Source organism: Streptomyces sp. NPDC020731 (assembly GCF_044334705.1).
Classification (GTDB): domain Bacteria; phylum Actinomycetota; class Actinomycetes; order Streptomycetales; family Streptomycetaceae; genus Streptomyces.
The window spans coordinates 236,232-253,487 of sequence record NZ_JBIRTN010000001.1 but is presented as its reverse complement, the minus strand read 5'-3'; the positions used below and the strand labels follow the sequence as shown (position 1 = coordinate 253,487).

General features: G+C 72.2%; 16 protein-coding genes and 1 pseudogene. 9 read left to right on the top strand and 8 right to left on the bottom strand.

What is annotated here, in order from left to right; translation table 11 throughout:
• The first annotated feature begins 23 nt into the window (after positions 1-23).
• Positions 24-1,229, top strand: a complete 1,206-nt coding sequence (locus tag ACH4VX_RS01145; RefSeq protein WP_398364846.1) for an MAB_1171c family putative transporter — start codon at positions 24-26, stop codon at positions 1,227-1,229.
• Positions 1,219-2,634 (top strand): NAD(P)/FAD-dependent oxidoreductase, encoded by a 1,416-nt coding sequence (locus ACH4VX_RS01140; protein WP_398364844.1) that lies wholly within the window; start codon positions 1,219-1,221, stop codon positions 2,632-2,634. The genes ACH4VX_RS01145 and ACH4VX_RS01140 overlap by 11 nt, the downstream gene beginning before the upstream one ends.
• 156 nt (positions 2,635-2,790) lie before the next feature.
• Here ACH4VX_RS01140 and ACH4VX_RS01135 read toward each other — a convergent pair whose 3' ends face one another.
• Entirely contained in the window at positions 2,791-2,976 is a 186-nt protein-coding gene (locus tag ACH4VX_RS01135) for a hypothetical protein (protein WP_398364842.1), read from the bottom strand.
• A 285-nt stretch (positions 2,977-3,261) separates the two neighbouring features.
• On the opposite strand from ACH4VX_RS01135, the gene ACH4VX_RS01130 reads away from it, so the two are divergent.
• Positions 3,262-4,122, top strand: coding sequence for an alpha/beta fold hydrolase (locus ACH4VX_RS01130; RefSeq protein ID WP_398364840.1), 861 nt, complete (start codon positions 3,262-3,264; stop codon positions 4,120-4,122).
• A 159-nt stretch (positions 4,123-4,281) separates the two neighbouring features.
• On the opposite strand, the gene ACH4VX_RS01125 is transcribed toward ACH4VX_RS01130, so the two are convergent.
• From ACH4VX_RS01125 to ACH4VX_RS01115, 3 genes are read right to left on the bottom strand one after another with little or no spacing between them, the layout of a single operon-like run.
• Positions 4,282-4,440: a hypothetical protein gene (locus ACH4VX_RS01125; protein WP_398364838.1), complete on the bottom strand. Its 159-nt coding sequence runs from the start codon at positions 4,438-4,440 to the stop codon at positions 4,282-4,284.
• Positions 4,437-4,901, bottom strand: coding sequence for an NUDIX domain-containing protein (locus ACH4VX_RS01120; RefSeq protein ID WP_398364836.1), 465 nt, complete (start codon positions 4,899-4,901; stop codon positions 4,437-4,439). Before ACH4VX_RS01120 ends, ACH4VX_RS01125 begins: the two co-directional genes overlap by 4 nt.
• A gap of 59 nt (positions 4,902-4,960) precedes the next feature.
• Positions 4,961-5,653 (bottom strand): hypothetical protein, encoded by a 693-nt coding sequence (locus ACH4VX_RS01115; RefSeq protein WP_398364835.1) that lies wholly within the window; start codon positions 5,651-5,653, stop codon positions 4,961-4,963.
• Between the two features lie 87 nt (positions 5,654-5,740).
• On the opposite strand from ACH4VX_RS01115, the pseudogene ACH4VX_RS01110 reads away from it, so the two are divergent.
• Positions 5,741-6,271: pseudogene (locus tag ACH4VX_RS01110) on the top strand (transposase family protein); the annotation flags it as partial.
• A gap of 211 nt (positions 6,272-6,482) precedes the next feature.
• Here ACH4VX_RS01110 and ACH4VX_RS01105 read toward each other — a convergent pair.
• Together ACH4VX_RS01105 and ACH4VX_RS01100 are read right to left on the bottom strand one after the other, a co-directional pair.
• Positions 6,483-7,337, bottom strand: coding sequence for an SMP-30/gluconolactonase/LRE family protein (locus ACH4VX_RS01105; RefSeq protein WP_398364834.1), 855 nt, complete (start codon positions 7,335-7,337; stop codon positions 6,483-6,485).
• Positions 7,334-8,107: an IclR family transcriptional regulator gene (locus tag ACH4VX_RS01100; protein WP_398364833.1), complete on the bottom strand. Its 774-nt coding sequence runs from the start codon at positions 8,105-8,107 to the stop codon at positions 7,334-7,336. Before ACH4VX_RS01100 ends, ACH4VX_RS01105 begins: the two co-directional genes overlap by 4 nt.
• Before the next feature lie 182 nt (positions 8,108-8,289).
• On the opposite strand from ACH4VX_RS01100, the gene ACH4VX_RS01095 reads away from it, so the two are divergent.
• Both ACH4VX_RS01095 and ACH4VX_RS01090 read left to right on the top strand, forming a co-directional pair.
• Positions 8,290-8,934: a hypothetical protein gene (locus tag ACH4VX_RS01095; RefSeq protein WP_398364831.1), complete on the top strand. Its 645-nt coding sequence runs from the start codon at positions 8,290-8,292 to the stop codon at positions 8,932-8,934.
• Positions 8,935-9,055: 121 nt separating this feature from the next.
• Positions 9,056-11,062, top strand: a complete 2,007-nt coding sequence (locus tag ACH4VX_RS01090; protein ID WP_398364829.1) for a hypothetical protein — start codon at positions 9,056-9,058, stop codon at positions 11,060-11,062.
• A gap of 25 nt (positions 11,063-11,087) precedes the next feature.
• On the opposite strand, the gene ACH4VX_RS01085 is transcribed toward ACH4VX_RS01090, so the two are convergent.
• Together ACH4VX_RS01085 and ACH4VX_RS01080 are read right to left on the bottom strand one after the other, a co-directional pair.
• Positions 11,088-11,960 carry a RimK family alpha-L-glutamate ligase gene (locus tag ACH4VX_RS01085; protein WP_398364827.1) on the bottom strand — a complete coding sequence of 291 codons (873 nt, stop codon included), beginning with the start codon at positions 11,958-11,960 and terminating at the stop codon, positions 11,088-11,090.
• An 80-nt stretch (positions 11,961-12,040) separates the two neighbouring features.
• Positions 12,041-12,748 carry a FadR/GntR family transcriptional regulator gene (locus tag ACH4VX_RS01080; protein WP_398364825.1) on the bottom strand — a complete coding sequence of 236 codons (708 nt, stop codon included), beginning with the start codon at positions 12,746-12,748 and terminating at the stop codon, positions 12,041-12,043.
• 179 nt (positions 12,749-12,927) lie between these two features.
• Here ACH4VX_RS01080 and ACH4VX_RS01075 point away from each other — a divergent pair, with 179 nt between their 5' ends.
• The 3 genes from ACH4VX_RS01075 to ACH4VX_RS01065 all read left to right on the top strand — a co-directional run bounded on the left by ACH4VX_RS01075 (position 12,928) and on the right by ACH4VX_RS01065 (position 17,198).
• Positions 12,928-14,289, top strand: coding sequence for an SLC13 family permease (locus ACH4VX_RS01075; RefSeq protein ID WP_398364823.1), 1,362 nt, complete (start codon positions 12,928-12,930; stop codon positions 14,287-14,289).
• Positions 14,290-14,350: 61 nt separating this feature from the next.
• The gene (locus ACH4VX_RS01070; protein ID WP_398364821.1) at positions 14,351-15,838 is read left to right on the top strand and encodes an acyl-CoA synthetase; all 1,488 of its coding nucleotides are present in this window, start codon (positions 14,351-14,353) and stop codon (positions 15,836-15,838) included.
• Entirely contained in the window at positions 15,831-17,198 is a 1,368-nt protein-coding gene (locus ACH4VX_RS01065) for a carboxyl transferase domain-containing protein (protein WP_398364819.1), read from the top strand. Before ACH4VX_RS01070 ends, ACH4VX_RS01065 begins: the two co-directional genes overlap by 8 nt.
• Positions 17,199-17,256: the final 58 nt, after the last annotated feature.

Below are 17,256 nucleotides of genomic sequence, written 5' to 3'. Positions count from 1 at the left end.
CCGGACGAGAGGAGCCGGCCGGTATGAGTCTCGTCGTCTACCTGGCGGCCTTCGTGTTCGGGACGACGTCCGTGCTGCTGTTCCGCCGCCCGCGCACGGCGGCCCTGCGCAACCCGCTCACCCTGTCCACCTGCGCCGCGATCATCCTGGGCGCCCTGGTCTTCGTGTGCGCCGCCCCGGCCACCCTGGCCACCGTCAACTCCCTCACCGGCGTCCCCAACTTCGGGGCCCCGCTGACCTACGGGATGCTCTCCGCGTACAGCTGCGCGGTGCTGGTGCTGCTGATCAACTGGCGGGGCGGGTCGCGGGAGCGGGTCCGGCGCATGGTGCTGCGCAGCGTGGCCGCCTACGGTCTGCTGGTGGCCGCCCTCGTCGTCCTGTTCGCGCTCGCCGAGGCGGACACCGAGCGGCTGACGGACCTCGACACGTACTACGCCAACACCCCGTTCATGCGGGAGATGATCCTGCTGTACCTGGTCGGGCACAGCGCGGCGATGCTGGTGATGTGCGCCGTCTGCGTCAAGTGGGGGCGCGAGGTCGGCGGGCTGCTGCGGACCGGACTGCGGCTGATCCTCGTGGGGGCGCTGCTGGACGTGGTGGGGTTCCAGCTGGCCAAGTACACGGCGGTGATGGCCCGTTGGTCGGGTCATGACCTGGACTTCCTGTCCACCACGGTCGCCCCGCCGATGGCCTCGCTGGCCGCGCTGCTGTGTTCGGCGGGGTTCGTGCTGCCGAGGCTGCTGCCGTCCGCCCTCGCGCAGTGGCGGGGGTTCGGTGACTACCGGCGGCTGGGCCCGCTGTGGGCGCTGGTGAGGTCGGTGGCGACCGCGCCCAAGCCGCAGGCCGCCTGGTGGCAGCTGCCACAGGCGCGGCTGCAGTGGCGTGAGGTGTCGATCCACGACGCGCTGCTCGCGCTGGCGCCGTACTTCGACCACCGGGTCCGTGAGCGGGTCCGGGACACCGCCCTGCGTGCGGGCCGTTCCCCCCACGAGGCGCGGCTGGCGGCGGAGGCGGCCATGCTCGCCGACGCGACGCGCCGGGCCGCCGCCCGCGAGGAACCGCCCGAGACCGCCGGTACGTACCGGCTGCACGCGACCGAGGTCTCCGGCACCGGTGGGCTGGTGGAGCTGGCGCAGGCGCTGCACCAGCCGCCCGCCGCGCGCGAGGGGGCGGTGCCGCCTTCCCCGACCGGAACCGTGACCGAACCCGAGGAGCCCCATGTCGCGTAGAGCTGTCGTCATCGGTGCCGGTCTGGCCGGCATGCTGGCCGCGGCGGTGCTGTCCCGTGCGGGGGCGGACGAGGTGATCGTCCTGGACCGCGACGAACTGCCGGACGGCCCGGAGCACCGCAAGGGGCTGCCGCAGGGGCGGCACGCGCATCTGCTGATGGCGGGCGGCATGGACGCCATGGAGGAGCTGCTGCCGGGCGCGGGGTTGCGCGAGCGGCTGCTCGCCGCCGGGGCGCACGAGATCCCGCTCAGCTCGGGCATGCTCGCGCTCACCCCCGAGGGCTGGCTGCGGCGGTGGCGGCGCGAGGGCCCGGCGATGGTGACGTGCAGCCGGGCGCTGGTGGACTGGGTGGTGCGCACGACGGTACGGGAACAGGTGCCGGTGGAGGTCCGCAGGGCGGCGGTGGTGGGTCTCACGGGCTCCGCGGGGCGGGTGCGCGGGGTGCGGATCGCGGCGCCCGGCGGGGACACGGACCTGGAGGCGGACCTGGTCGTCGACGCGAGCGGGCGCGGGACCCGGGTCACCGGCTGGCTGAACGGGCTCGGTCTGACCGGCGTGGAGGAGCGGGCGGTGGACTGCGGGCTGGTCAACGCGTCGCGCGTGTACCGGGTGCCGGACGGGGCGGAACGGTTCCCGCTGACGGTCGTGCAGGCCAACCCGTATGTGTCCCGGCCGGCGCGGAGCGCGATGGTGATGCCGATCGAGGGGGGCCGCTGGCTGGTGAGCTGCGGCGGCTCGCGGGGCGGTGAGCCGCCGGCGGACCCGGAGGGGTTCCTGCGGTACACGCTCGATCTGCCGGATCCGATCGTGGGGCGGCTGATCTCCGGCGCGCAGCCGCTCACGGACGTGCATCTGAGCCGGTCGACGAGCAATGTGCGGCGGTATCTGGAGCGGATGCCGCGGTGGCCGGAGGGGTTCGTGGTCCTCGGGGACGCGCTGGCCACGTTCAATCCGGCGTACGGGCACGGGATGTCGGTGGCGGCGTTCGGCGCGCGGGTGCTCGGCCGGGAGCTGGGGAGGGAACCGGGGCGGGGCGGGGGTCTCGGCGCGCCCGGTCTGGGGCGGCGGGTGGTGCGGGGGGCGGCACGGGCGGCGGACGCGGCGTGGTCGATGGCGGTCGGTCAGGACGTGCTGTATCCGGGGGTGCGGGGCGGTCGGCCGAACGTGGCCGACCGCGTGGTGACGGCGTACACGCGGCGCATGGTGAAGGCGGCGACGGGGTCCTACGCGGCGGCCTCGGCGGTGTGGGACCTCAGCAGTCTGCGTACGCCGCCGACCCGTATGTTCCGGCCCGCGGCGATGCTGGCGGCTCTCGCCGGTAGCCCGCTGCCCCCTTCGGCCGAGCCTCCGCTGACCCCGGGTGAACGCGAGGTCCTGCGGGGGCTCGACCGTACGGGGTTGTGAGCCGGGGGGGGCGAACGACGAGCTGCAGATCGGGGGCGGGGAACGTGCTCGGAGTCAGGCGTCTGCGGAGCAGCGGTCCGCCAGGAGCAGGGCGAGCGGGCCGGCGGGGAGGAGGAACCGCCCTTTGCGGACGGCGCGGAGCGCATCGCTCATCGGTCACCACATCAACTTGAACTCTTGCTCGGACTCGATGAGCTCTTGCGGGCCGAGCGTCAGGTCGCGGGCCTCGAAGAGGTGGACACGTGCGGTGGAGGCCGGCGTGATCGCGTGGGAGCCGAGGGGACGCCGCTGCTGGGCGGTGACGCCGACTTCCTCTCGTAGTTCACAGCGAGCGCACTCCAACGGGGATTCCCCTCTTCGCGGCGGCCGCCGGGAAGGAACAGGTACTCACCTCCGTGGGCGGGGAAGCAGGCGCTCAGCAGGCCAACCAAGTCGTCTGCGTCGCGCGCTACGACCACGGAGGCGTCGCGCTTGGGTCCATCACTGTGACTGAGAGCGACAGTTGGCGCCTGAGCACGCTAGTTGGCGACTGAGCTCGACAGATTGGCGGAATTCCGGGGCTCATCAAGGGCAGGTGAGTCCATGGGGTGGCGCGGACCGGACCCCGTAGCGGAAGGGGCGCGTTTCGTGTTCGAAAAGTTCGACACCAGGACGGTGCGCACCAGTGAGGCGTCTGTCTTCGTTCGGTACGGCGGCGAGGGCCCGCCCCTCCTGTTGTTGCACGGCCACCCGCGGACGTCGGCGACCTGGTACCGGGTCGCGCCCATCCTGGTGCGGCGCGGCTTCAGCGTCGTCTGCCCCGACCTGCGCGGATACGGCCGCTCCCGCGGTCCGGCGCCCACTCCTGATCATGTCCCGCACTCCAAGCGCGCCGTGGCCAAGGACATGGTCGAGGTCATGCAGGCGCTCGGACATCAGCGCTTCGGGCTCGTCGGCCACGACCGTGGGGCCGCAGTGGCACTCCGCCTGGTGCTGGACCACCCCACCGCGGTGACCCGGGTGGCGTTCCTGGACGGCCTGCCCCTGAGCGAGCACCTGACCCGTGCGGACGCCCGGTTCGCCACCGCGTGGTGGCACTGGTTCTTCTTCGCCCAGCCGGATATCCCCGAACGCGTCATCAACGCCGATCCTGACGCCTGGTACCGCGGCGACCCCGAAGCCATGGGGCAGGAAAATCACGACGAGTGGCGGACCGCCACCCGCAATCCAGACGTCGTCCGCGCCATGCTGGAGGACTACCGCGCCGGGCTCACCGTGGACTGCCGACACGAGGAGGCGGACCGCGCCCGGGGCACACGGATCGACTGCCCCGTCCTGGTCCTGTGGTCGCTGCGGGACGATCTGGAGGATCTGTACGGCGACCCGCGCACCATCTGGCGCGACTGGGCCGACGACGTCCGGGGCCACGGCATTGACGCCGGCCACCATGTGGCCGAGGAAGCCCCCGGCCCGCTCTCCACCTCCCTGGGCGGCTTCTTCAACGGCTGACGCTACCTCGGTCCACCGCCAAAGAGACGTGCGTCCCCCACGGTCGGAGAACTGTCCGAGGTCCTTCATGGTCGACGGCGGATTCTGAGCACCACAGTTGGCGAAAGCCGCCAATTGTGGTGCTCAGTCACAATCGCTCATGGGAAGCGAGCGTAGTGACTAGTCCTGTACCCGGGCGGCGAAAGGCACGTTCCACACGATGGGGTGGGCGATGCCGCGGCCGTGGTAGCCGTCCTCCCCGTAGGCGTCGCCGGTGTCCTGCCGCTCGGCAAGGCACATGGCGCCGTCGTGCTCCAGGAGGAGCATCACGTCGTTCACGGGCTGTTGGGACACTCTGCTTCCCAGTTGTGCTCGACCAGGGTGCCAGGGCTGGTCAGAGAGCCCTGGAGACCGGCCGCCGGGTACTCGATGATCTCCTCGGGCATCTCGTGTGTGGTGAACCACGCGAGCCGGAGGCACTTCTCGGGTTCCCTGTTCACGGGCTCGCCTTCCCACTCCGTGGCCTCGAAGAAGAAGCCGATCCGCTCGCCGTCGCCGCCCTGCTGATGGTGCACGACCTGCATCAGCCGCAGGTGCGCAGGTTCCACGGTGATGCCCGTTTCCTCCTGCGGCTCGCGGGCTGCGCCTACGGTCAAGGGTTCGCCTTCGTCGAGCTTGCCGGAGGGGAGGTGCCATCGCCCGTGTCCGTATGGGCCTCCTCTCTGCGAGAAGAGGTTCTTGTCGCCGTCGCGGAGGAGAACGTGCGTGTCGATGACGGGGTGCGCTGGTTGTCCGCTCATGTGTCCGGAGTCTCTACCTGACCCGGGGCGGTTCAGCACCGGAGCGTCCGTTGTGGTTGTCACGTTCGAGAAGCCGGTTCCTGGTAGGCGTCGCTGAGTGCAGCAAGGTCGGCGCGGGCTCGCTTGCGTCGGAGTCTTGGCTCTTCGTGAGCGGTGTCGAGGAGGTACAGGGTGGGCAGTTGGCGGAAGCCGATGTTCTGCCACACCGTGTCAAGGACCGTGGAGGGTACGGGTGTCCACCGGGCATCGGCCGTGGGCGTGTGGTCGGGGCACTCGTTGGTGTAGGAGTTTGTGACCACCGCGCAGCAGCCGTCAGCCAGCGGCCAGATGGCTTCCGCCAGCAATGCGGCTTCGACGCCGGTTCCGTGCCATTCCTCCCCCAGGCAGACGTTGTGCACCGCGAGCACGTCGCCATCGGTTGACGAGACCATGCCCGCGAACCTCTCCCGAGGGCTGCCGTCCCAGTCGAGCAAGTACCGGGAGAGCTCGGACAGCCAGTGGTCGTCGCCTTCTGCAGCGGTGGGCGGGGCGCAGTTCGACGGGTTGTCCCGGCGTAGCCGGTACAACGTGATCGTGCCGATCTCGCCACCCACGGTCCGGTCGCGAAACCGTGGGACGGTGACCGTCACCGTCCACTCCTCGATCGCGTCGTGCTCCTCGCTCGACAGAGCGGGCTGGACTTTCCGGTGTTCCAGACACAGCTGCCTGGGATCTGCGGGTAGCTCACGGATGGGGAGTCGTTTGGAGGCCACGAGCAGCAAGAATATCCGCCCGTCTCCGCTGGTGTTCGGTTCGTCATCGCCCAGTTCGGGAACGTAAGAAGAGCCGTACGGGTGGTGATGGTTGTGAAGCGATCTTTGGCCCGTGCGGCTCTCTCACATCGTGTCTGCACCGGCCTGCCGAGGCGCCGACTCGGGGCGCTCGTCGCTGAGCTGGCCGGTCCCTGGATGGCACGGGAAGAGTCCCGTCTGAACAAGCGCCGTGGTCATGGGCGGCTGCGGGCTGAGGGTGGCGGGCCCATCCACCAACTGGTCTTCGCCGACCGGGTGATCGCCACCCTGGTGATTCTGCGGTTCCAGCTTCCGCACGCCGCTCTCGCCGTCTTTTACGGTGTGGACCGCTCCACGGTCACCCGGGCTGTCCACGAGGTCCGTCCGCTCCTGGCAGCACGAGGATTCGCGGTCCCCGGCGAGGCTGCACTGCGTCTGCGTACGTTGGCCGATGTCTTCGCCTACGCCGCCGCCAAGGGTGTTGAACTGCGCTTGGACGGCACCGAGGTACGCGTCCGGCGACCGAAGGCGGACCGGCCCGGCCGACGTGCGTTCGTGTCCGGCAAGATGCGGCAGAACACCAAGAAGGCCCTCTGCGTCAGGTGCCGTTCGCGACGCAGACGGGCGATTCGGGTACCGGTGTGGTCTTATGGCAGAGCATGCATACTGGCTCCTGTTCTGCTTCGACACCAGAACCGTACCCGCGGTCGGCTCCACGGGTACACGAATAGCCCCACCGCTCACTGCGGTGGGGCTTCGTCGTTGCACGACCGTGTGAGTTCCTGGGAACGGGAGGGACCGCGGGGGCGAGTCAGCCCGCGAACGGAGGCTGGGGCACCCCCTTGCCCGCGCCCGGCACCACCAGCAGCGAGCCCGCGAGGGGGTGCGGGGCCGTGAGGCCCACACGGGCCGTGGTGATGTAGAGGTCCGTCAGGTCGGGGCCACCGAAGGCACAGGCCGTGACGAGGGGAACGGGCAACGGGATCACCCGGTCCAGCTCCCCGGACGGGGTGTAGCGGCGCACCGCGCCACCGTCCCACAGGGCGACCCACACACACCCGTCGGCGTCGACGCACAGCCCGTCGGGGAAGCCGGCGCCCTCCTCGATCGCGGCGAACGAGCGACGGTTCGTGATCCTGCCGTCCGCCTCTCCGACGTCGAAGACGTCGATACGGCGGGTCGGCGAGTCGATGTAGTACATCAGCCGGCCGTCGGGGCTCCAGCCGGTGCCGTTGCTCACCGCCACGTCGTCGAGGAGGACCTGGACCGCGCCGTCGCCGGTGACGCGGGACAGCGTGCCGCCGCAGGGCGCCTCGTCGTAGCGCATGGTGCCCGCGAAGAGGCTGCCGTCGGGGGCGACGGCGGCGTCGTTGGCGCGGCGGCCGGGGACGACCTCGCGGTGCAGCCAGCGGAAGGCGCCGTCGGGGTCGAGCAGGCCGATGCCGTCCCGCAGGTTGAGGACGAGTCCGCCGCCCGCGCGGGGCCTGACGGCTCCCACGTGCTGGTCGGTGCGGCGCAGGGTGCGCCGGCCGGTGGCCGGGTCGTAGGTGTGGACGCGGGAGCCGAGGATGTCGATCCACAGCAGGCGGCCGGTGGCCGGGTCCCAGGTGGGGCCCTCGCCCAGGGCCGCCTCCGCGCGGACGGCGACGTCGTAGGTGTGTGTCATGCCGCGCTCCGGTGGCCCAGGCGCTCGGACAGTTCGGCGGCGCCCTTCACGGCGAGCTGCTCCAGCTCGCCGAGCCGTTCGTCGCTCCAGCGGATCATCGGTACGGAGATGGACAGCGCGGCGACCACCTGCCCCGTACGGTCGCGCACCGGGGCGGCGACGCAGGAGACGTCCGGGTTGGACTCGCGGCTCTCCACGGCGACGCCCCGGGCACGGATCTCCGCAAGGGTCTCCCGCAGGGCGGCCACGTCGGTGATGCTGTTGGGGGTCATCGCGGACAGCTCGGCGTCGTCGGGGACGCGCGCGGTGAGTTCGTGCTCGGGAAGGGAGGCCAGCAGCATCTTGCCGACGGAGGTGCAGTGCGCGGGCAGTCTGCGGCCGGCCGCCGACACCATCCGCACCGCGTGGGTGGAGTCCACCTTGGCGATGTAGATGACGTCGGTCTCCTCCAGGATCGCCACGTGCACCGTCTCGTCGCAGGTCTCGGCGACGGAGCGGGCGACCTGCTGGCCCTCGGCGGCGAGGTCCAGGTGCTCGGCGTAGCGGGCGCCGAGCTGGTACGGGCGTACGCCGAGCCGGTAGCGTCCGGGCTGGCCCGCCACCGGGACGATGTACTTCCGGGCGGCGAGCGTGGTCACCAGCTCGTGCACGGTGGTGCGCGGCAGTTGCAGCCTGCGCACGATGTCCGGGGCGGAGAGCGTCCCGTCCCCGTCGAGGAAGAGCTCGAGGATGTCGAGAGCCCGGGTCACGGCTGGTACGAGGCGTCCCACGACCGGCCCCCTCCCTATGTGTCTCAGGCGCCTGCGGTCGTTCGAGATTTCAACAGGCGATCGGAATGGCGAACACACAGGCTAACCATGTGGGCGTATTCGGGCAATGGGACGGCCGCGATCATCGTCGTACGCGGGGCCCCACGGGTCGCGGCCTCGCGGAGCGCCCCCGATGGGCGACGATGGTTCCCGTGCCCACCGGACAACGCCCCACCGGCCCGTTCACCCCGCTCGACTTCCAGCTCGTGCTGCTGCGCCGCATGGCCGACCACAATCCCGGCCCGGTGGAGGACGCCCGGCGCGAACTCGGCGCCTCCCTCGCCGACATGCGTGAGGCAAACAAGCGCTGGCAGGCGATGGTCCGCTCGCCCCGCTCCCGCCCGGCCCTGTCGCGGTACCGCTCCGTGCTCGGCGAGCCGGAGTCCCGGACCCCGCGCAGGATCGGCGACCTGGACTGCGAGGCATGGCGGTGGCCGGTCCCGCTCTGGCCCGGACTGCGCTTCGAGGTGCTGACGCCGGCGGCCGGAGGCGCGGTGTGGAACGAGTGGCTGGTCCGCGCGCCGGGCGCCGAACCGCCCGCCCTCCACACGGTGGAGGACCTCACCCCCTGGTCCTGCACGGTGGACGAGGCGGCCCGTGCCTTCGCCCCGGCCCGCCCCCTGGAGGGCACGGCCCCCACCCGGTGGGCGCTGGCCTTCACGGCCCCGGACGCGAGCGGCGCACCGCGCGAGGTGGTCGCGGAGTTCACCTGGGGGCTGTTGCAACGGACCGCGGTGGGACGGCCCGGTGGGCCAAGTGGCGGCGCACCGCACCCGGTGCGACGATGAAGGCATACCTTCACGCACACCTCCGCGGACGGCGGACCATGCGCGTCGCCTGCGCACTCGTCCGGCGGTCCATGCGCGTCGCCGGCATTCGCCACCTCCCTCATTCCGACGAGGAGTTCCCATGCCTCGTATCGATGAAGTCACGCTGGCCGGCGCACCGCCGCGGTCGCCACTGCTGAGGTCACCCGTTCTCCCCCTCGACGCCCACGCCGCCCTGGTGACGAGGACCCGGGACATGGCGGTGAGTCTCAACAGGGTCAAGCCCCTTGGTCCCGCCCCGCCCGCCCCCACCCCGGACGTCTTCTCCCTGGCACAGTTCCAGTCCCCGTTCAAACAGCAGAACGACCGCGGTACCTGTTGGGCCTTCGCGGGAGCCGCCGCCCTCGAGGCCGCCTACCGGCGGAAGTTCAACACCCTCGTCGACGTGTCCGAGGAGTACGTCTTCCACATGGGCAAGGCGTTCGCGCTCAACCGCGACGCCCAGGGGAACGTTTTCCAGCCCGTGGAGAACAACTCCTCGCTGAACGGGTTCCAGGGAAGCGGCGACATCGTCAAGAAGCTGTCGGAGAACGCCGCTCCGCCGGAAGGTGCCGCGCCGTACCTGCCCAGCCAGCAGGCGCTGCTCGACATCCTCCCCGTGCTCGGCCTCCCCAACGCACAGGCGCTGGTCAGCCAGGAGGACTTCGACGCGGTGGAGTTCTGCGAACAGCACATTCCGCTGCTCGCCCGGGTGAACGCCAGGTACCGGGCCGCCGGTTGGTTCAACACCAATACCACCATCGAGGCTCTGGAGAACACGCTCGCGGCCGGCCACGAAGTCGTGTGCGACGTCGCCCACCTCACGCCGCCACAGGGCGGCCACGTCCTGCTGCTGATCGGCTACGACCGCACCCGCCGGGTGTTCTCCGCCAAGAATCACTGGGGCGAGAACCGCTTCATCGAGATCAGGTACGAGAACGACCCCGACTGGAGGATCGACTCCGCCTGGTACATGACGGACGTCGTCGACCCGACGTTCGTACAGAACGAGGCGTGCTGGCTGGGGAACTGGTGGATGGACGTCCAGGGCAACACCTTCCGGATACTGCTGCGCCGCAGCGAGGACTTCCTCTCGCCGGGGGCTCCGACCCGCCTCGGCTCGGCCTATCTGTCCGACGGGCGCCATGACGTGAACGGCATGTTCCTCGACGGCGGCGGCCACCTGCGCCTCTTCGTGGCACAGGGGACGGCGCCGATCCCGCCCGGCACCACCAGCGGCACCCAGATCGACGTCCACCTCGACTTCTCCGACATCTACAACGCCACCGGGTCGCTCGCAGGCGGTACTCCGGTCACCATGTCGCGCTTCCGGACCCGGTTCGCCGCACTGTTCGAGCACAACGACGGCCAGGGCTCCTGGCAGGCCCGGCACGGGATCGACGGCGAGACGTACCAGCGCACCTTCGACGAGCTCACCGCCCAGGGCTTCCGCCTCACCTCGCTCAACGGGTACAGCGAGGGCCGCGACGCCCGGTACAACGCGGTCTGGGAGCAGACCGACGGCCCGGCCTGGGAGGCCCGGCACGGCCTGACCTCCGACCAGTACCAGGCCACGTTCGACGACCTCACGGCGCGCGGCTTCCGGCTGCGGACCGTGAGCGGCTACGCGATCGACGGCCAGGCCCGGTACGCGGCGATCTGGGAACAGCGCGAGGGCCCCGAGTGGCAGGCCCGGCACGGTCTGTCCCGGGTGCAGTACCAGCAGACGTTCGACGAACTCACCGCACAGGGATTCGTCCTGCGTCAGGTCAGCGGCTACCGGGTCAACGTGGAGGTGCGGTTCGCCGCCATCTGGGAGAAGCGGGACGGCGTCGCCTTCGAGGCGCGGCACGGGCTCACCGGCAGCGAGTACCAGAAGACCTTCGACCAACTGGTGGACGCCGGGCACCGGCTCGCCTGGGTCGGCGGATACAGCGACACCGGCATCGCCCGCTACGCGGCCCTCTGGCACCGGGCCGAGGGAGGGCACTGGCACGCGCGGCACGGCCTGGACGCGGCCGCCTACCAGCAGACCTTCGACGAACTGACCGCGCTGGGCTTCCGCCCGGTCTGCGTATCGGGGTACGGGGACGGTTTCCACGCCGCGTGAGTCCTCCGCCGCACGGTCGTGGCCGTCAGCGTGCCGCCGCCTTGAGGAGTTCCTCCACGACGCGCGGTACCGACTCCGGGTGCAGCCACAGGAACAGGTTCGGTTCGACCAGCTCCAGCTCCATCACGCGGGGCCGGCCGTCCTCCCCGTCCACGAGGTCGACCCGTGCGTACAGCAGCTCGGGCCTGCCCGGCACGGAGGCCAGCGCCTTCCTGGCGACGGCGGCTTCTTCGAGGGTCGGGGTCCAGTCGGTCAGCCCGGGGTGGGCCACCTTGCGCCGGTCGTAGGGCGTACCGGGGGCGAGGACGGGCCCCTTGCGGCTCACGTGCAGCAGGCTCCCCCCGAAGAACTGCAGCGCCCGCTCACCGGTGGTGTCGATGCCGCGCACATAGGGCTGCACCATCGCGGTGAACCCCTCGGCGTGCATGCGCCGGAGGTGCCGTACGGCCGCGGCGTGCTCGCCGGGCGTGTAGCGGGCGGCGAACCGGGCGCCCGCGCCGGAGGTGGGCTTGACGACGTACTCGTGGTCGTCCGGGAGGTCGAGCGGGTCGCCCGCCGAGATGTACCGGGTGTCCACCACCGGCACCCCGGCCCCGGCGAGCTCCCCGAGGTACCGCTTGTCGGTGTTCCAGCGCACCACGTCCGCCGGATTGGCCAGCCGCGTGAGCCTGCCGCACCGCTCGGCCCACGCGGTGAACTCCGCCGACCGCCAGCTGTAGTCCCAGGTGGAGCGGATCACGGCGAGATCGAAGCGGGCCCAGTCCACCTCGCCGTCGTCCCACACCTCGGCGGACGCCTCGGCCCCGGCCTCCTCCAGCGCCCGCACCAGTACCGGAAGATCCCGGTCCTCGGCGACGTCGGGGCCGGGCCGGCAGGTCACGAGCGCGATACGGGGCACGGCGATTCCCTCCTCGTACGAACAGCTGATCGACGAGCAGGCTAACAACCGTGGCAGGCCGCTCGACGGTCAGGAGGCGGTCAGCGGTCCTCCTCCGGGTCCCAGTCCAGGAGGCGGACCTTGGCGACCGTGCGGACGTGGCGGCGCATGGCGGTGGCCGCCTGGCGGGGGCGGCCCTCGGCGATGGCGTCGAGGATGGCCCGGTGCTGGGCCAGGGAGCGGTTCGGGCGGCCGGGCTGGCGGAGGGACTCCGTGCGGCTCTCGGCGATCTGCTCGGCGATGGAGCGCATGAACTCCGCGAGCAGGCCGCTGTGGGCGGCCGCCGTCACCGCCGCGTGGAACAGGCGGTCGCCCTCCACTCCGCCGCCGCCCGCCTCGATCTCCCCGGCCATGTGCGCGAGCGCGGACCGCATCGCGGCCAGGTCGTCGTCCGTGCGGCGCTCGGCGGCCAGTTCGGCGAGCTTCGTCTCCAGCGCCTCCCTGGCCTCCAGTACGTCGGGCAGGCGCCGGCGGCGTTCCACCATCCGTTCGACCGGCTCGACGTCCAGGCTGTCCCGTACGAGATAGGTGCCGCCGCCGTGCCGGGCCTCCACCAGGCCCTGGACCTCCAGGACCACGATCGCCTGCTTCACCGAGGCGCGGCTGACACCGAGCCGCTGGGCCAGGTCCCGTTCGGGCGGGAGGCGGTCGCCGGCCCGCAGGCCGCCCTCCGTGACGTACTGGCGCAACCGGTCCAGCACCTGCTCGTACAGGCGCTGTTTCGTCATGGGGCGCAGGGCGTCGGTCACGGGTCCCCCCTCTCGTCGCGAGATTAGCACCGGGGCCCTCACAGTGGACGAGTGGCTGAGCCAATTCATGCGCGCCCCCTTGACGGCCCTCCCGCCGGGGCCCACGCTGTCCAGCCAAACGGACCACACCACTCCAGCGGACAAGTGGTTCAGCCACTCAGCCACTCGGGAGCCCTCGCATGTCCCCCGAACTCATCTCGATCCTCGTCCTGGCGGTGGTGTTCGTCATCGCCACCACCCGCTCCGTCAACATGGGCGCGCTGGCCTTCGCCGCCGCCTTCGGGGTCGGCACGCTCGTCGCCGACCTCGACGCGGACGGCGTCTTCGCCGGCTTCCCCGGCGATCTGTTCGTCGTCCTGGTCGGCGTCACGTATCTCTTCGCCATCGCCCGTGCCAACGGCACCACCGACTGGCTGGTGCAGGCCGCCGTCCGGCTGGTGCGGGGACGGGTGGCGCTGATCCCCTGGGTGATGTTCGCCCTCACCGGCGCGCTCACCGCGATCGGCGCGGTCAGCCCGGCCGCGGTCGCGATCGTCGCGCCGATCGCGCTGAGCTTCGCCGCCCGGTACCGGATCAGCCCCCTGCTGATGGGCGCGATGGTGGTGCACGGCGCGCAGGCCGGCGGTTTCTCCCCGATCAGCATCTACGGCTCGATCGTCAACGGCATCGTCGAGCGCGAGAAGCTCCCCGGCAGCGAGATCACCCTGTTCCTGGCCTCACTGCTGGTGAACCTCGTCATCGCCGCGGTGGTGTTCGTCGTCTGCGGCGGGCTGAGGCTGTGGAGCCAGGGGGCCGTGTCCGACACCATGCCCGACACCGGGGCCGACGCGGGCCACGCGGGCAGCGGCGGCGGCTCCGGTGCCGCAGGCAAGGGGAACGGCGGAACCCGTACCGCCCCCGCCCCCACCGCCGTGGCCACCCGCCCCGACGCCCCCGCCGTCCCGCTCACCGCCCCCGTCATCGCCACCCTCGTCTCGCTGGCCGCCCTCGTCGTCGCCGTCCTCGGCTTCGACCTGGACGCCGGACTGACCGCGATCACCCTCGCCGTCGTGCTGAGCACCGCCTGGCCGGACGACAGCCGCAAGGCGGTCTCCGAGATCGCCTGGCCCACGGTCCTGCTGATCTGCGGTGTGCTCACCTACGTCGGTGTCCTGGACGAGATGGGCACCATCACCTGGGCCGGTGAGGGCGTCGGCGGCATCGGCGTCCCGCTGCTCGCCGCGGTGCTGCTCTGCTACATCGGCGCGATCGTGTCGGCGTTCGCCTCCTCCGTCGGCATCATGGGCGCGCTGATCCCGCTGGCCGTGCCGTTCCTCGCGCAGGGCGAGATCGGGGCCGTCGGCATGGTGGCCGCGCTCGCCGTGTCGGCGACGGTCGTGGACGTGAGCCCGTTCTCCACCAACGGCGCGCTGGTCCTGGCCGCCGCGCCGGACGTCGACCGCGAGCGTTTCTTCCGGCAGTTGATGGCGTACGGCGGGATCGTGGTCGCGGCGGTCCCGGCGGTGGTGTGGCTGGTGATGGTCGTGCCCGGCTGGGGGTAGGTCCCGGGCGGCACGAGCACCTGGCAGCCTTCGAACAACAGCTAGTCAAGGAGTACGACACGTGTCCTCTCTCTTCCCGGCCCTGACCGACGGCCCGGCCGACCGGCCCGCCCTGCGCTTCGGCGAGCGCTCACTGACGTACGGGGAACTCGCCTCGGCGGCCGGAGCGGTGGCCGGGGACCTGACGGAGGCGCGCCGGGTCGCCGTATGGGCCACGCCGACGCCGGCGACCGCGGTCGCGGTCACCGCGGCGCTGGTCGCCGGGGTGACCGTGGTGCCGCTCAACCCGAAGTCGGGCGATAAGGAACTCGGCCACATCCTGACCGACAGCGCCCCGGACCTGGTGCTCACCGCGCCCGGCGAAAAGCTCCCCGCCCCCCTGGACGACCTGCCCCGACTCGACGTCGACCCGTCCCTCCGAGCCCCGGGCGCCCTCCCCGACGACCGCGCGCGGAACGCGGAGGACCCCGCCCTCGTCGTCTACACCTCCGGCACCACAGGACCGCCCAAGGGCGCCGTCATCCCCCGCCGCGCGATCGCCACCACCCTGGACGCCCTCGCCGACGCCTGGCGGTGGACCGGCGACGACGTGCTGGTGCACGGGCTGCCGCTGTTCCATGTGCACGGCCTCGTCCTCGGCACCCTCGGCCCGCTGCGCCGCGGCGGCTCCGTGCGCCATCTCGGCAGGTTCACCACCGAGGGCGTGGCGCGCGAGCTGAACGACGGCGCGACGATGCTGTTCGGCGTGCCGACGATGTACCACCGCCTCGCGGAGGCGCTGCCCGCCGAGCCGGAGCTGGTGAAGGCGCTGGCCGGGGCGCGGTTGCTGGTGTCGGGGTCCGCCGCGCTGCCCGTGCACGACCACGAGCGGATCGCGGCGGCGACCGGACGCCGGGTCGTCGAGCGGTACGGCATGACGGAGACGCTGATGCTGTGCTCGTCCCGGTGGACACCCCCGGACCCCCGGCCCGCCGTCCGCGCGGACGGCGAGGCCCGCCCCGGCACGGTGGGCGTGCCGCTGCCGGGCGTGGAGCTGCGGCTGGTGGAGGAGGACGGGTCGCCGGTGACGTCCTACGACGGTGAGACGGTCGGGGAGATCCAGGTGCGCGGGCCGAACCTGTTCACGGAGTACCTGAACCGGCCCGACGCGACGGCCGCCGCGTTCACGGCCGACGGCTGGTTCCGCACCGGGGACGTGGCGGTGCGCGACGCCGACGGCTGCGTCCGGATCGTCGGCCGCAAGGCCACGGACCTGATCAAGAGCGGGGGGTACAAGATCGGCGCGGGTGAGATCGAGAACGCGCTGCTGGAGCATCCGGGGGTGCGGGAGGCCGCGGTCACCGGGGAGCCGGACGCCGATCTGGGCGAGCGGATCGTGGCGTGGGTGGTGCCGGTGGATCCGCAGTCCCCGCCCGCGCTCGACGAGCTGGCCGGTCATGTCGCCGGGCGCCTCGCCCCGCACAAGCGCCCGCGCGTGGTCCACCATCTCGACGCCCTTCCCCGCAACGACATGGGGAAGATCATGAAGCGGGCGCTGCGGCATGGCTGACCGGCTGTCCGCGCGGGAGGCCGTCGCCCTCCTCGCGGACTCCGGCACCTTCGCGGAAATCCCCTCTCCGTCGGGGGAGTCGTCCCCCGACGGACCGCTCGGCTGGCCCGGTTACGGCGCCGCCCGCGCCCGTGCCGCCGAGCGCACCGGCGAGCAGGAGTCCGTGGTCTGCGGCACCGCGAGCGTCGGGGGCACCCGGGCGGTCGTCGTCGCGTTCGAGTTCGGCTTCCTCGGCGGCTCGCTCGGCGAGCGCACCGGTGACCGGCTGGTGGCGGCGTACACCCATGCGCGCACGCACCGGCTGCCGGTGGTGCCGCTGGTCGCCACCGGGGGCAGCAGGATGCAGGAGGGCATGCTCGCCCTCACCCAGCTCCAGCGGGTGGCCCGCGAGTCGGCGCTCACCCGTGCGGCCGGGCTGCCGCAGATCGCGGTGGTGCGGGACCCGACGACCGGCGGCGGGTGGGCCACCCTGGGCGCGGGCGCCGATGTCGTCCTCGCCCTGCCCGGCGCGCAGGTCGGCTTCGCCGGCTCGCGGGTGCGGCCCGCGGACGCGGACCCGGCGGCGTACACGGCCGAGGCGCAGGTGGCGGCGGGCGCGGCGGACGCACTGGTACGGCCCGAGGAGCTGCGGGGGACGCTGGGCCGCTGGCTGCGGCTGCTGACCCGTCCCTCCACCGCGCCGGTCCCGCCGCCGCTCCCGCTGGGCGCGGGGGACCTTCCGGCCACCGGCTGGGACGCCGTCCGCCGCGCCCGCTCCCCCGAACGTCCGCGCGCCACCGCCTACCTGGACGCCTGCCTCACCTCCCGCGTCGGCATCAGCGGCGACCGCTGCGGCGGCACGGACCCGGACGGCATGCTGTGCGGCTTCGGTGAGCAGGAGGGCCGTACCGTCGCCTACGCGGCGCAGACCGGGGCGGCCACCCGTCCCGCCGGGTACCGCACCGCCGCCCGGCTGGTCCGGCTCGCGGACCGGCTCGGCATCCCGGTGCTGACGCTGGTGGACACGCCGGGCGCGGCGAACGACGCGGAGGCGGAGCGGCAGGGCGCGGGGGCCGCCATCGCCGATCTGTTCGGCGCCGTGGCCGCCGCCCGTACGCCGGTCACCACGCTGGTCGTCGGCGAGGGCGGCTCCGGCGGCGCGCTGGCCCTGGCCGCCCCCGGCAACACCTGGGTCACCCCGGACAGCTACTTCTCGGTGATCGCCCCCGAGCTCGCGGCGGCCATCCTCAAACGGCCCCCGGAGGAGGTGGAGAGCACGGCGGACCGGCTCCGCGTCCGCCCGCAGGACCTGGTGGAGCTGGGGGTGGTCCGGGGGGTGGTGGGAGTGGAGGGCCGCGCGGAGGAGCGCCCGGCCGGATGACCCCGTGACACGGCAAACACCGCGCGTAACATAGGAGTTCACCGCAGGCACACACCAC